The organism is Chryseobacterium sp. CCNWLW53, from assembly GCF_037083525.1.
GTDB lineage: Bacteria > Bacteroidota > Bacteroidia > Flavobacteriales > Weeksellaceae > Chryseobacterium > Chryseobacterium lathyri.
The window spans coordinates 1,017,793-1,032,286 of record NZ_JBAOJR010000001.1 but is presented as its reverse complement, the minus strand read 5'-3'; the positions used below and the strand labels follow the sequence as shown (position 1 = coordinate 1,032,286).

Here is a 14,494-nt window from a genome sequence, read left to right as displayed (position 1 = left end):
TGAAAGGTTCATCTATCTAATTCCTGAATTTATTTAACAATTTGAGTTTATTAATTAGTTTTCAGGGATAAAATTAGAAAAATTAATCAATATCATCCCAAAAATCGAAATAATTGAACCATTGAAGGGGATATTTTCTGATCATGGTTTCAAGATTCTGAACATAAGAATTGAGAAGTCCCTGAGAATCACGGTTTTTAATATTTTTTGCAACCCTTGCGTATAAGTGGTAATGAAGTTTTTTTTCTTTCATCACATACACATAAACCACAGGAACACCTAAACGTGAAGCAATAAGGAACGGACCGGCCGGAAATTTTGCACTTTTCCCCAGCAGATCGGCTTCGAGGTATTTCGAACCTTCGAAATAACGGTCTCCTGTAAAACAGATCAGCTCATTATTTGACAAAGCCTGATTGATCTCAAAAATATGCGACATATCGTCTTTGACATAGATAAACTTAATATTACTCTGTTTTACAGCAACGCTTTCCAGGTATTCTTTAATGACCGTCACTTCCTGGTCTGTAGTGACAAGATTGATCTGGCAGTCGAAATCAATGTCGGCAAAGAAATGTTCTGCTATTTCAAAATTCCCGATATGGGCGCTGATAAGGACACCTCCTTTCTTTTCAGCCAGAAGGTTGGTGAGATTTTCAACGCCGTCAAATTCGTAGGTATATTTCTCTCTTAAACCGGCAGAAATTGCCGTTTTATCAATCAGTACTTTTCCGAAGGTAAAATAGCTTTTAAATACGGAAGCTTTTGATTTCCAATATCCGTAATCCAGTCTTTTCTGAAAATAGTAAAAGATGTAACTGTTGCTCTTTTTCAGGAATAAAAAATAATAGGAAGCTACGAAATAGAGCACAACATATGAACTCCGGATCCCGATATTTCTAATACACCACACGAATATTTTATATCCTAATATGGTTCCTTTAGATTTACCTTTCCACTTGTTCATAAGTCTAATTTATCAATGTAACAGTGTACCAATGTAACAATACTATTACTGCATTTATTCACCATTGGTACACTGTTACATTATTACATTGGTATATTGTTAAAGAATAAAGTTCAATCGATAGCTATGCGTTTTTTTCAGCGATTTTTTGTTCAATAGTAGTATAGAAGTCATCAAATGTGACCATTTTTTTGAAATCTGCCTCTCCTAATTTCACTCCAAAATTAGATTCGATAACCACAACCATATCAATATAGTCCAGACTGTCAAGCCCAAGCGTCTTTTTCAGATTGGCATCATTGCTGATCTCATCACCATCCACTTCGAATTCGTTTACTAAGAAATCATTAACGATGTCAACAATTTTTTCCCTTTCCATGTTTTTAATCAAATTTTTTAACTATTAATGCGGAGTTGGTTCCCCCAAATCCGAAAGAATTTGACAAAAATACGTCAATTTTTTGATTTTTCGTTTTTGAGACCAAATTTATCTTCTTCGCCTCATCGTCAGGGTTTTCCAGGTTAATGTTTGGTGCAACGAAATCGTTCTGCATCATCAGAATTGAGTAAACGACTTCACTTGCGCCTGCCATCCAGCATTCATGACCAGTCATGGACTTGGTAGAACTTACAGGAACATCGCTTCCGAAGATCTCGTATATCGCTTTGGCTTCATTGGCATCACCAATGGGTGTGGAAGTCGCATGAGCATTGATATAATCGATATCCTCTGCTTTTAATCCTGATTGTTTTAAAGCCCTATCCATCGCTAAGGCCGGACCGTCCACATTAGGGGTTGAGATATGTCCTCCATTGGAAGAGAAACCATAACCCACTATCTCTGCAAGGATGGTTGCCCCCCTTTTCTGGGCAGATTCTAAGCTTTCCACAATAAGGCTGGCTGCTCCCCCGCTTGGGATAAGCCCGTCTCTTCCGGTATCAAAAGGTCTTGATGCTTTTGTAGGCTCATCTTCCCTTACAGAAAAAACACCGAGGCCATCAAAGCTCGCCATTGAATATTTGTTGGTTTCCTGGGCTCCTCCACAGATGATCATATCCTGAAAACCGTTCCTGATCATCATATAAGCAAGTCCTAATGAATGTGAACCGCTGGCACACGCTGCACTGATGGTAAGATTAATTCCTTTCAGCTTAAAGATGGTTGAAAGGTTCATCGTTACGGTAGAATTCATTGATTTGAAGATCGCTCCCGATCCCATCAATGTTGTATCTTTCTTTTCTCTGGCAATGTCGATAGATTCTACTACTGCCTGAGAAACGCTGTCGTTTCCGTATAAAATACCTACTTCATGGCTGTCCAGGAAATCCTGGTCTATACCTGCCTGTTGAAGCGCATCACTGGTCGCAAGGTAAGCATATTCGCTTTCCTCACCCATGCTTACACGCTGGCGTCTGTTGAGTAGATTTTTAAGATCGGGCTTTGGTACTACACCTGTAAGGCCTGACCTGAACCCGAATTCTTTTCTTTCCTGTACTAAAGCAATACCGGATTTTCCTTGATATAGGGATTCTCTGACTTCTTCCAAAGAGGTCCCGATGCAAGAATAAATTCCCATTCCGGTAATTACAACCCTATTTTCCATGAGTTCTATTAATTTAACAATGTATCAGTTTAACAATGTAACAATCTAATTGAGGCCACAGCACTATTGTTACACCGGTACATTGTTATATTGTTACATTATTTAAGAGTAAATTCCTCCGTTTATATTTACTATTTCCCCGGTAATGTATGAAGCTTTTCTTGAAGCTAAAAATGCTACTAAGTCTGCCACTTCTTCTGCTTCTCCAAATCTGTTGGCCGGGATCATCGCTTTAAGCTCGTCTTCATTAAAATCCTGGGTCATATCTGTTCTGATGAATCCGGGAGCTACTGCATTTACCGTAATATTTCTTTTCGCAACTTCCTGAGCTAAAGCTTTTGTAGCACCAACTAAGGCTCCTTTTGCTGCAGAATAATTGGTTTGTCCCGCTGTTCCTTTTACTCCGGAAACGGAAACCATATTGATGATTCTTCCGTATTTATTACGAAGCAGTTTCTGGATAAAGAAATTAGTTACGTTGAAAAAACCATTCAGACTTGTATTGATCACACTGTTCCAGTCTTCACTCTGCATCCACATGAATAATCCGTCTCTTGTAATTCCGGCGTTGTTTACGATCACCTCAACAATAGCATCAGGATTATTATCCTGCCATTGCGTCAAAACATTCAAGCTTTCTTCAGCATTGGCTACATCAAATTTAAGGATCTCTCCTGTAGCTCCCAATTCCTGTACTTTAGCCAAAGTTTCTTTAGCCGCTGCCTCGTTTGAAGCGTAGTTGATGAGTATATGATAGTTTTTTTCTTCCGCCAGTTTTATACAGACCGCTCTTCCAATTCCCCTGGAGCCGCCTGTGACAATTGCACATTTCATGTGTTAGTGTTTATTTAGTTTTAGTTTTTTCCGTTAATTTAATCCTCAAGTGTATAACAATTCATTATCACTGATAATTACATTGCCTTTAAATACTTTTTCACTTCCTCCAGGTAAGGATACATCACCATATCATCAGAGAATGCAGGAATAATCTTTCTTATCTCGTCATACAGCTCTTTGGTAGAAGACGAAACTTTATCCTGAAATCCAAGATATTCAACAGCCTGGATGATTGTAATTGCTTCAATAGCCAGCACTTCAAATGCATTCTCGATTACTTTTCTGCAGATCACTGCTGCATTGGTCCCCATGCTTACAATATCCTGATTATCATTATTATTAGGTATACTGTGTACATACATGGAATTTGAAAGCATCTGACTTTCCGCCGTTGTAGATGTTGCCGTAAACTGAACGCCCTGCATCCCGAAATTAAAGCCTAATTTACCTAAATTTACAAAAGGAGGCAATATTTCGTTGATCTTTGCATTTAAAAGGTAGTTCAACTGCCTTTCTGCAAGCATCGTAAGTTTGGTAACAACAATTTTCAGCTTATCCATTTCCAATGAAATATAATCTCCGTGGAAATTTCCGCCATGGTATACATGCTTGTCTTTTACATTGATGATCGGGTTGTCATTCGCTGAATTGATTTCATTTTCAAGAACGTTCTCAGTATATTCCAGGGTATCCAAAACCGGACCTAAGATCTGGGGAACACATCTTAAAGAATAATATTCCTGGACTTTTTCCTTAAATACTTTTTCCTGCTCTTCAAAGTGGGTATAAAGATGGTCCTCTCTTTTTCTGATCAGTTTGCTGTCTGCCAAATGAGCACGCATTCTTTCGGCTACTTTCTGCTGACCGTAATGTTTTTTTGTACCGTTCAAAGCTTCTGATAAATGATCATCATAAGCCTGAACAATCTCGTTGATCGCACAGGAAAGCCTGATTGAAATATCCGTTAACTGATTGGCTTTATATGCATTAACAATTCCTATTCCAGACATTACAGAAGTTCCGTTCATCAGGGCAAGTCCTTCACGGATTTCCACTGTGATCGGTTCTAATCCTTCTGTTTCAAAAACTTCTTTTGTTGCTTTTCTTTCTCCTTTGTAAAAAACTTCACCTTCCCCGATCAGGACCAAAGCAAGATGGGCAAGCTGAACTAAATCACCACTAGCACCTACTCCTCCGTGTTCAAAAATCAGCGGTGTAATATCTCTGTTGATCAACTCTTTAAGCAAATGAATAACAGACTGGTGTACCCCTGAATTTCCAAGAGAAAGTGTATTAAGTCTCGCCAGCATACAGGCTTTTACTTCCTGGGCGGGCAGTGGATTTCCGATTCCTGAAGAGTGGCTTCGGATCAAATTATACTGAAGCTGATGCGTATCTTCATCACTGATTTTGAACTGAGCCATCGGCCCGAAGCCGGTATTGACACCATATATTACTTTATTTTTCGAAAATTCCTTTAAAAACTGAAAACTTTCTTCCACTCTGTCCAAAAGTGATTCATTCAGCTCGATTTTTTCGTTTTCAATGATAATTTTTTGAAAATCCCTCAGTTCTAAAAAGTTATTTATTTTCATCAATTAAAAGTAATAGTTGCTAATTTTGTAAAATATTAATTAATTGTCACTAATTTTGCGGCAAAGATAGAAGTTATTATTAAAATAAAAAATCAAGATGAGTAAAGAATTTGTTGATGTTCTCGTAATCGGTGCTGGGCCTTCCGGATGCGTATCTTCTTCATACTTAAAGAAGAACAATGTCAACGTGAAAGTTGTTGAGAAGACAAAATTCCCCAGACTGGTCGTTGGTGAAAGCTTAATTCCCAGGGTAATGGATCATTTTGATGAAGCCGGACTTTTTCCGGCTTTGGATAAAATGGGCTTTGAAAAAAAGCTGGGAGCACGTTTTTTACGAGGCGATGAAGTATGCATTTTTGATTTTAGTGACAAGTTCGGGGAAGGCTGGGACTGGACCTGGCAGGTTCCGAGAGCTGATTTTGATAATACTCTGGCTCAGGAAGTTATCAATAAAGGCATTGATCTGGAATTTGAAACAGAAGTTATTGATATTCAGTTCAACGGCACAGATTCTATAACCACCGTAAGAAATAAAAACGGTGAAACGAAAGAGATCCACTCTAAGTTCGTAATCGATTCTAGTGGCTATGGAAGAGTACTGCCAAGACTTCTTGATCTTGAAAAACCTTCAAAACTTTCTCCGCATTCTGCTATTTTCTCTCATGTAGAAGATATTAACAGAGAAGAAGGTCAGGAAGGCACTTTAATTTCTTTTGACATCATTGAAACTGAAGTCTGGCTTTGGGTAATTCCTTTTTCCAACGGAAACACGAGTGTAGGTATTGTAGGTCCTACAGAATATATTGAAAGATTGTCTGAAAATGGGGATGTAACGGAAGCATTAAGGAAAGCTATTTCCCTTTCTGATTATTATGTAAAACGTTTTGGCCATGTAGATTTTATTTTTGAGCCAAGACACCTGAAAGATTATTCGTGCTCGGTAAAGCAACTGTTTGGTGACGGATACGCCCTGACAGGAAACGCTTCTGAGTTCCTGGATCCTGTATTCTCGTCGGGAATGGCATTTGCTACGGAATCGGGTATGCTTGCTGCAAAACTGGCTTTAAGACAGCTTAATGGTGAGAAAATTGACTGGCAGAAAGAATACAGTGATTATATTCTTTATGGCGTAGACGTTTTCACAACGTATGTAAAGGAATGGTATACCGGAAATCTGCAGGAGTTATTTTTCCACAGGCCTGAAAATGAAGATGTAAAGCAGAAAATATGTGCGGTCTTAGCAGGCTATGTCTGGAACAAAGACAATCCTTTTGTAAAAAAGCATGATACGGTTATTAAAAATCTTGCCAACCTCATCAAAACAGAGAGACAGCAGGAACAACCATAAAAAAGCGGTCTGAAAATTTCAGACCGCTTTTTGTTTTATTTAATTGCTTTTTTAATTTCCGCACCTAACTTCTTTCCTGTTACTTCGTATGCTGCTGCAATTCTTCCGTATTCCCAGGAAAAATCTTTATTCATCTTCTTTCCTTGAATTTTGTCAGCGTGTAATTTCATAACCACCTTTGAAGGGTTGTCAGTTTCCACGAATGTAAGATCTGAAGTTAATTTCGCTTCCTGTGATCCGATCATTCCACCGTACCAGCCTGCATAAATCCATTTTGCATCAATAATTAAAGTGTATTTTGCCTTTACATCATTTTTAAAAGTTATTTTTTTCGATTTGCTGTTAATTCCCTTAAAGAAATAATCCAAATACTCTGAAGCTTTAAATTTCCCCCATTGAAAAATCCAGTTTTTCCAAACAGCTTCATTCTTTTTAGCGACAATATCTTTTTCCCTGTTTTCAAGATACTGTGCTTCTGTGAAATTTTTCTCCTGATAAACAGCATTATCAAATTTCAGCTGAACATTAACTTCAGTCTGGTCTTTTAAGAAATCAAAGTTTCCTGATTCAAAGTTAATTTGATTCTGAGCAAAAACTGTTGTTGTAATGGCTATCAACAATAGAAATAATAGTTTTTTCATCATTATATTTTCTTTAAAAATTGAAGTTTCAAATATATTATAAAAAAGCAATCAATTATTACTTTTTTTCTTTGTAGTGGTTTGCTTTCAGAGCCAACATTTTAGAAGTTTTTGCATAGCATTCTGCGATCCGGTCATTATGGTTGGGAATTCCTATCACATTATCACCTGTTGCTCCCACTCCTTCAACAACCAGTAAAACATGATCGGGATTATTTGTTTCTACAAAGGTCATTCTGGAATCCAATTTTGCAGGCTCGTTGACAACCCCGGCAAACCATCCCTGGGAAATCCATGTTGGCTCTACAATAAGGGTATATTTTGTCTGCTCAATGTTTGTGGCAGCCTTTATATCGATATTTTTATTCCATGAAGCCAAAAATTTATCCGGAAAGCTTTTTTCTTTTGAATATTCCCAGTCTTTTCTCCATTTTTCAGATTCTTCTTTACCGCTGGTCTGCTCAATATCCTCCATCCTATCTTTGATATACTGATCCTCACTGATCTTCTTTTTCGCAAAAGTAACGCCATCAAATTTGAAAATTACTTTGATGGATTTCTGATCTTTCAGGAACTTGTAATCTCCGGAAACAACTCTTACCCTTTGAGCCATAACACCGGCAGAAAGAGCAATTAACAAAAGAAATAATATTTTTTTCATCCTCTGGTCTTATTATCTTAAATCTATAAATGTGATTGGTTTTCTGCTGTTCGGATTAAAAACAGTTTTAGACAGAATATCAAAATCTATGATTTCAATTTTAGGACTTACCCTCAGTTTTGCCCTGAAATGATCCCGAACTTCATTAACGAAGGTTTCCTGGTCCTGGTCTGTGCTTAGCTTGATGATAATTTCATCCAAACCGATTTCATTCGACTGAATAACAATCTGATAGCATAATATAGTATTAAAATCATTTAAAATATCATTCATTGCAGGCGGATACAATGTTGTTCCTTTGTACTTGATCATCTGCTGTTTTCTTCCGACAACGGGACCAAGCCTCATGGTATTTCTTCCACAGCTGCAGGGCTCGTAATGCGCCTTTACGATATCTCCTGTTTTAAAACGCAGCAAAGGAACAGCCTCAACACCTAAAGTGGTGATCGTCAGCTCACCGTTCTCTCCTTTCTGCACAGGATTTCCGTTATCTTCAAGAATTTCCGTGATAATCAATTCCGGGTGATGATGGCCTCCGATCTGGAACTCGCATTCCGTGAAGGCTGTGCTCATTTCTGTGGAAGCATAGGTTGAGAATAACTTAATATTCCATTTCTCTTTGATTTTCTGCGAAAGAATATTGTCTGTAAAATCCTGATTTTTGATGCTTTCACCAATGCAAACTGCTCCGTAGACACTGGAATTTTTATAGTCCAATCCATGTTTTTCGGCATAATCAATCATCTTCAAAAGAAAAGACGGAACTGTGATGAGGTATTTAGGTTTGTACCTTAGAATAGAATCCCACTGCAGCTCCGGAATACCGGGACCCATTCTTACCACGCTAGCACCCATTTTTCTTAGTCCCAGAAAATAGGCAAGACCTGCCATAAATCTTTTATCGATTGTGGTGATCATCTGCACTACATCTCCTTTCTGAATTCCGGCGCAGGCAAATGAAATGGCTTCATTATAGGCCAGTCTTTCAAGATCACTGTCTGATAATCCGAAAGTTACCGGATCACCCAAAGTTCCTGAAGTGGTGCTGTAGTCTACAATTTTATCCGGTGAAATACAGAAAAAATCATGATTATGTTCCTGCAGGTCATTTTTTGTGGTGGTAGGAATTTTTTGCAGATCTTCTAATGTCTGAATATCCGAGATATTGATACTGTTCTCTTTAAACAGTCTCTGATAAAAAGGCGAATGGGTTTGAAGATACGTTAACAGTTCCTGGAGCTTATGCTCTTGAAACTTTTTAATGTCCTTAAGGTCTGATCTTTCGATGTCCGGATAGAATTCCAATGATTTAATTTTAAGGAACAAATTTATTTAATTAAAATTAAACGTTTGAATGAATAAAAAATTAAAACAGGAACCCGCAATATTTTACCTCTGAAAAGTAAAAGTCTGTATATTGGTATTTCCGGCCGTATTGGTTATTGTTACTTTTAAAGTGTGTGAACCTGAGCCTTTGGGACATTTCTCATCAAAAACATAGATAAAGTCATCTTTTACCCGGGCAAAGCGAATCCATTTCCCGTCCAGTTCTGCACGGAATGATATGATGTCACCAATTTTAGCTCTCCCATTCAATCGTAGAGTACTGTTTTTCATAAGTGCTTCGTCCTTCCAACCTGCAGAGACAGATGGTAAACTTTGATCTAACAAGAGGGTTGCTGTTCCCAACCTGTTAAACTCTGCCTCTACTTTATCACCGCTCCATTTTCCTTTGACAACATCCGTATCACTTCCATAATCGAACAAAACAACTGTTCTTTCTTTTTCTTTATCCGATAATTTTCTGTTGGGCTTTATTTTCAAAGTATAGCCATCATGAACCGGAATATATGGAGTATGCAGAATAACAGTGTTGGAAACAGCATCTGCATTGGAGCTTAGCCTTTCATCCATCTTAAAATTCACAGCATCATACAATGCATTTTTGCTGAGACTGATTTCGGCATTTCCCGTACTTACTGTTTTTGCTTCATCCGGTCTCACCAATTGATCCGAAGAAGTAACCTGCTGCGAATTTCTCGCATAACGGACTTTTGTAACCAGCTTACTTGTATTTCCATTGACGTCCTTTAAAACAATCTCAATACCGTGAACACTGTCATCCTCGAGGTGAATAATTCCTGTTTTACCGGATAAATTGTAATTTTTCAGTTTCATTCCCGGTAATTCAGATAAATGCTGGATGCCCATTTTATCTCTTGAAAACTTTGTGTAATCTATGCAGCCATTAATATATCGGGTATCGTCATAGCTCACTTTATCAATGGAAAAGCTATAGATCAGCTGACCATCCATCAACAGCTCTGCCTGATAAATTCCGAGATTAAACCCCTGATTGGCTTTATCCACAGCTTTAACCGCAAAGCTTATTTCCGGTGAAGTAACCTGAATAACATCTGTTGTATATCCATTTCCGGCTTTTTTAACTGCAATTCCATTTGCACCAGGCTCATAGGTGCTGAAACGACGGTCATACCAATATAGCCCGCTGATAGAAGGAAAAACACGGTCCGGAATATTAAAGCCAAAAAGCAAAGGATTGATGCATTCTTCTGTTTTAGTATCCCTGATCTCAAAATGTAAATGCGGTCCTGCCGAACCTCCGGTATTTCCACTCAAAGCAATGAGCTGACCTTTAGAGACGGGAAACTGTCCGGGAGAAAAAGTGATATCCTGTTCCCATTTTTCGTCTTTATATTGTCTTTCTTTTACATATTCGTCCAATTTATCGAAGTATTTATTTAAATGTGCATATACTGTGGTATAACCATTCGGATGGGTAATATAAACAGCATTTCCGAAGCCGTATCGTTCCACTTTTATCCTGCTTACATAACCGTCTGCAGCGGCAACAACGGATAGGTTTTCCTGGCTATTGGTTCTCAGATCTAAACCCATATGAAAATGATTGGAGCGCACCGCTCCAAAGTTGGCAGCCAACTGCATGGGAATATTCAGAGGGTTCCTAAAATAATTTTGTGGATAATTAGTCTGAGCACCTATTGTTATTATATTGATGAAACAGATGACGAATAGAATTTTACATAAGTTTTTCATACAGCATTAGGGTTTGAGGTTATTTAAAATTAAGAAATTTTACATAATGATGAGTAAGATTTTTAATTAGTTTTGGCTAAAGCCAAAAGATGGGCTATACTTTTTAAGCGGGCTAAAGCCCGCTTCTATTGATAAAAATGGATGTAAATTATAATAAAAACAACAGTAAAAGTTGGCCTATTCACCATTCACCATTCACTTTTTACCACTTCCTTCATTTATATTTCTGAAATTGAACTTTTTAATAGATATAAGCTAAATAAAACATATCTTATAAACCGACAAAAATCACTAAATTTGCAGACTTAATTAATCAACGATATTGAGATATTTACAATGAGCCAATTTAAAGAATACAAAAACCTCAACCTTATTGACGTAGCCGAGAATGTAGCGGAATTTTGGAAACAGAATAAAACGTTCAGTAAAAGTGTTGAGATTCGCGAGGGTAATGCCGAGTTTGTTTTTTATGAAGGTCCGCCTTCAGCAAACGGTATGCCCGGAATTCACCACGTTATGGCCAGAGCATTAAAGGATATTTTCTGTCGTTTCCAGACTCAGAACGGGAAACAGGTTTTCCGTAAAGCGGGCTGGGATACACACGGACTTCCTGTGGAACTGGGCGTAGAGAAAGAATTAGGAATTACGAAAGAGGATATTGGCAAAAAAATCTCTATTGAAGATTACAACAAAGCCTGCCGTGAAGCGGTAATGCGATATACAGACGTATGGAATGACCTTACGGAAAAAATTGGATACTGGGTAGACCTTGAGGATCCGTTTATCACGTATAAGTCAAAATATATGGAGACGGTTTGGTGGTTGCTGAAGCAATTGTATGATAAAGAATTATTGTATAAAGGTTACACGATCCAGCCTTACTCTCCGAAAGCAGGAACAGGACTATCTTCTGCGGAATTAAATATGCCGGGAACTTATCACGATGTTTCTGATACTACCGTTGTAGCTCAGTTCAAAGTAAAAAAAGAATCTTCTGAATTATTTAGTGATGTGGAAGGAGACGTAAGCATTCTTGCATGGACGACAACTCCATGGACCTTGCCATCCAACACAGCATTGGCTGTAGGAAGAGATATTGAATATGTTGTAGTTAAAACGTTCAACCAATATACATTTGAGCCGATAGCTATTGTTTTATCCAGAGTTCTTTTACCTAAAGTATTCGGTAAGAAATATGCAGAAGGAACCGATGAAGATTTCGCTGGTTATACTGCGGAAAGCAAAGTGATTCCTTTCAAAATCGTAAAAGAATTTACAGGAGAAAAGCTTGCCGGAACTCATTATGAGCAGTTAGTCCCTTGGTTTACACCTAATGACTCCCCTGAAAAAGCTTTCAGAGTGATTTTGGGAGATTTTGTAACGACTGAGGACGGTACCGGTATCGTTCACATCGCGCCTACTTTTGGTGCGGATGATGCGAGAGTGGCCAAAGAAGCCGGAATTCCACCCATGTTGATCAAAGACGAAAATGACAATCTGGTTCCGCTGGTAGATTTACAGGGAAGATTTATCAAAGGAGAAAATGTTCCTGAATTATTCTCAGGAAAATATATCAAGAACGAATATTATGATGACGGAACTGCGCCTGAGAAATCATGGGATGTGGAACTTGCCATCGTTCTGAAGACTGAAAATAAAGCCTTCAAAGTAGAGAAATACGTTCACAGTTACCCACACTGCTGGAGAACTGACAAGCCGGTCTTATACTATCCGCTGGATTCGTGGTTTGTGAAAATGACCGCTGTGAAAGACAGATTGGTAGATTTAAACAAAGAAATTAACTGGAAACCTAAATCAACGGGAGAAGGACGTTTTGCGAACTGGATTGAAAACGTAAACGACTGGAATTTATCCCGTTCAAGATATTGGGGAGTTCCGTTACCGATCTGGAGAACTGAAGATCTTAAAGAAGAAAAGATCATCGGATCTGTAGAGGAGTTATATAATGAGATCGAAAAGTCTGTTGCTGCAGGATTGATGAAAGAAAATCCGTTCCAGGGCTTTATCATAGGAAATATGTCTGAGCAGAACTATGAACTGGTGGATCTTCACAAGAATGTAGTAGACAAAATCATTTTAGTTTCAGATTCAGGAAAAGCCATGAAGCGTGAAAGCGACTTAATCGACGTTTGGTTCGATTCAGGTTCGATGCCTTACGCTCAGTTGCATTATCCTTTTGAGAATAAAGAATTAATTGACAACAATAAAGCGTTCCCGGCAGATTTTATTGCGGAAGGTGTTGACCAGACGCGTGGTTGGTTCTATACTCTTCACGCAATCGGAACAGCGGTTTTTGATTCAGTTGCTTATAAAAATGTAATGAGCAACGGTCTTGTTTTGGATAAAAACGGACTGAAAATGTCAAAATCCAAAGGAAACGCAGTAGATCCGTTCGAAACCCTTTCTGTATACGGTCCGGATGCTACCAGATGGTATATGATCTCGAATGCGAATCCTTGGGAAAACCTGAAATTCGACATCGAAGGAATTGACGAAGTGAGAAGAAAGTTCTTCGGAACACTTTATAATACGTACTCGTTCTTTGCATTGTATGCCAATGTGGATGGCTTCAATTATACGGAAAAAGAAGTGGAAAACCGTCCGGAAATTGACAGATGGATCCTTTCTGAGCTTAATCTTTTAATCAAAGAAGTAAAAGCATTCTACGAAGATTACGAACCGACAAGAGTAGCAAGAGCAATCAGCACATTTGTGAATGATAACCTGAGCAACTGGTACGTAAGACTGTGCAGAAGACGTTTCTGGAAAGGAGATTATTCTGATGATAAAATCTCAGCTTACCAGACTTTATATACGTGTCTTGAGACTGTGGCGAAATTATCAGCCCCTATTGCTCCGTTCTTTATGGATCAATTGTATCAGGATTTAAATAAGGTAACAGGAAAAGAAAACTGCGAATCTGTGCATTTAACAGACTTCCCTGTAGCTAATGAAAGTCTGATAGATCAGGATCTGGTAGAAAAAACACATTTGGCTCAGAACATCACGAGTATGGTTTTCTCCCTGAGAAAGAAAGAAAATGTGAAAGTTCGCCAGCCCTTACAGAAAGTACTGGTTCCGGTTCTGGATGCTAAAACTGAGGAGCAGATCTTAGCCGTTGCAGACCTGATCAAGCAGGAAGTGAACGTGAAAGAATTACAGTTGATTAATGCTGAGGAAGCATCTCATTTAATTGTAAAACAAATCAAGCCGAATTTCAAAGCTTTAGGTCCTAAATTAGGGAAAGACATGAAAACGGTAGGCGGAGAAATAGCCAATCTTAACACAGAGCAGATTGCCAGCCTTGAAAAAGAAGGAAAAATAGATATTCAGGGGTATGAGATCACCCTTGATGATGTGGAAATCTCTACAAAAGATATCCCGGGATGGACGGTAACTTCCGACGGGAAAACAACTGTGGCATTAGATTTGACGTTAACAGAAGAATTAAAATCTGAAGGTATTGCAAGGGAGTTCATCAACAGAATTCAGAATCTGCGAAAAGAGAAGGACTTTGAACTGACGGACAGGATTAAAATCTCCATTGAAGAAAACTCACCTTTCATTGAAGATGTTAAGAAAAATGAGGAATATATTTCATCTGAGGTCTTGTCAAATAAAATAGAAATTGTATCTTCACTTTCAAATTTTAACGAAATCGAAATAGATGAGGTTAATTTTAAGATAAATGTCGAAAAAAATTAACATATAGTTATTGTATTTCAAATTCCATTTCATAATT

Annotated in this window: 11 protein-coding genes; 2 read left to right on the top strand and 9 right to left on the bottom strand. The window is 38.1% G+C overall.

The features are described from left to right. Window positions 1-82: 82 nt before the first annotated feature. From V6R96_RS04825 to hutH, 5 genes are all read right to left on the bottom strand, one after another. On the bottom strand, window positions 83-967 hold the full coding sequence (locus V6R96_RS04825; RefSeq protein ID WP_111958635.1) for a lipid A biosynthesis acyltransferase: 885 nt from the start codon (window positions 965-967) through the stop codon (window positions 83-85). A gap of 124 nt (window positions 968-1,091) precedes the next feature. After that, window positions 1,092-1,346: an acyl carrier protein gene (locus tag V6R96_RS04820; protein ID WP_034727052.1), complete on the bottom strand. Its 255-nt coding sequence runs from the start codon at window positions 1,344-1,346 to the stop codon at window positions 1,092-1,094. A gap of 4 nt (window positions 1,347-1,350) precedes the next feature. After that, window positions 1,351-2,571 carry a beta-ketoacyl synthase gene (locus V6R96_RS04815; protein ID WP_111958633.1) on the bottom strand — a complete coding sequence of 407 codons (1,221 nt, stop codon included), beginning with the start codon at window positions 2,569-2,571 and terminating at the stop codon, window positions 1,351-1,353. Between the two features lie 102 nt (window positions 2,572-2,673). Next, a complete protein-coding gene (gene fabG, locus V6R96_RS04810; RefSeq protein ID WP_111958631.1) occupies window positions 2,674-3,405 on the bottom strand; it encodes a 3-oxoacyl-ACP reductase FabG in 732 nt (243 codons plus the stop codon). Between the two features lie 77 nt (window positions 3,406-3,482). Further along, a complete protein-coding gene (hutH, locus tag V6R96_RS04805) occupies window positions 3,483-5,003 on the bottom strand; it encodes a histidine ammonia-lyase (RefSeq protein ID WP_174772323.1) in 1,521 nt (506 codons plus the stop codon). 97 nt (window positions 5,004-5,100) lie between these two features. Between hutH and V6R96_RS04800 the strand changes: the two genes are divergently transcribed. After that, a complete protein-coding gene (locus V6R96_RS04800; protein ID WP_111958627.1) occupies window positions 5,101-6,351 on the top strand; it encodes an NAD(P)/FAD-dependent oxidoreductase in 1,251 nt (416 codons plus the stop codon). 35 nt (window positions 6,352-6,386) lie between these two features. Here the strand turns inward: V6R96_RS04800 and V6R96_RS04795 are convergent, their stop codons facing one another. The 4 genes from V6R96_RS04795 to V6R96_RS04780 form a co-directional block, all read right to left on the bottom strand. Then, window positions 6,387-6,995 (bottom strand): hypothetical protein, encoded by a 609-nt coding sequence (locus V6R96_RS04795; protein WP_223557689.1) that lies wholly within the window; start codon window positions 6,993-6,995, stop codon window positions 6,387-6,389. A gap of 55 nt (window positions 6,996-7,050) precedes the next feature. Beyond that, a complete protein-coding gene (locus V6R96_RS04790) occupies window positions 7,051-7,653 on the bottom strand; it encodes a hypothetical protein (protein WP_336378156.1) in 603 nt (200 codons plus the stop codon). 12 nt (window positions 7,654-7,665) lie between these two features. Continuing rightward, window positions 7,666-8,958 (bottom strand): AMP-binding protein, encoded by a 1,293-nt coding sequence (locus V6R96_RS04785; protein ID WP_336378155.1) that lies wholly within the window; start codon window positions 8,956-8,958, stop codon window positions 7,666-7,668. A gap of 84 nt (window positions 8,959-9,042) precedes the next feature. Further along, window positions 9,043-10,731, bottom strand: a complete 1,689-nt coding sequence (locus V6R96_RS04780; RefSeq protein ID WP_336378154.1) for a M23 family metallopeptidase — start codon at window positions 10,729-10,731, stop codon at window positions 9,043-9,045. Window positions 10,732-11,067: 336 nt separating this feature from the next. Between V6R96_RS04780 and ileS the strand changes: the two genes are divergently transcribed. Beyond that, a complete protein-coding gene (ileS, locus tag V6R96_RS04775) occupies window positions 11,068-14,457 on the top strand; it encodes an isoleucine--tRNA ligase (RefSeq protein WP_336378153.1) in 3,390 nt (1,129 codons plus the stop codon). The last annotated feature ends 37 nt before the right edge of the window (window positions 14,458-14,494 follow it).

Coding starts and splice junctions, on each gene's coding strand:
- V6R96_RS04820 (WP_034727052.1), bottom strand. CDS start 1,346: ATGGAAAGGGAAAAAATTGTTGACATCGTTAATGATTTCTTAGTAAAC.
- V6R96_RS04780 (WP_336378154.1), bottom strand. CDS start 10,731: ATGAAAAACTTATGTAAAATTCTATTCGTCATCTGTTTCATCAATATA.
- V6R96_RS04800 (WP_111958627.1), top strand. CDS start 5,101: ATGAGTAAAGAATTTGTTGATGTTCTCGTAATCGGTGCTGGGCCTTCC.
- V6R96_RS04795 (WP_223557689.1), bottom strand. CDS start 6,995: ATGATGAAAAAACTATTATTTCTATTGTTGATAGCCATTACAACAACA.
- hutH (WP_174772323.1), bottom strand. CDS start 5,003: ATGAAAATAAATAACTTTTTAGAACTGAGGGATTTTCAAAAAATTATC.
- V6R96_RS04825 (WP_111958635.1), bottom strand. CDS start 967: ATGAACAAGTGGAAAGGTAAATCTAAAGGAACCATATTAGGATATAAA.
- ileS (WP_336378153.1), top strand. CDS start 11,068: ATGAGCCAATTTAAAGAATACAAAAACCTCAACCTTATTGACGTAGCC.
- V6R96_RS04790 (WP_336378156.1), bottom strand. CDS start 7,653: ATGAAAAAAATATTATTTCTTTTGTTAATTGCTCTTTCTGCCGGTGTT.
- fabG (WP_111958631.1), bottom strand. CDS start 3,405: ATGAAATGTGCAATTGTCACAGGCGGCTCCAGGGGAATTGGAAGAGCG.
- V6R96_RS04815 (WP_111958633.1), bottom strand. CDS start 2,571: ATGGAAAATAGGGTTGTAATTACCGGAATGGGAATTTATTCTTGCATC.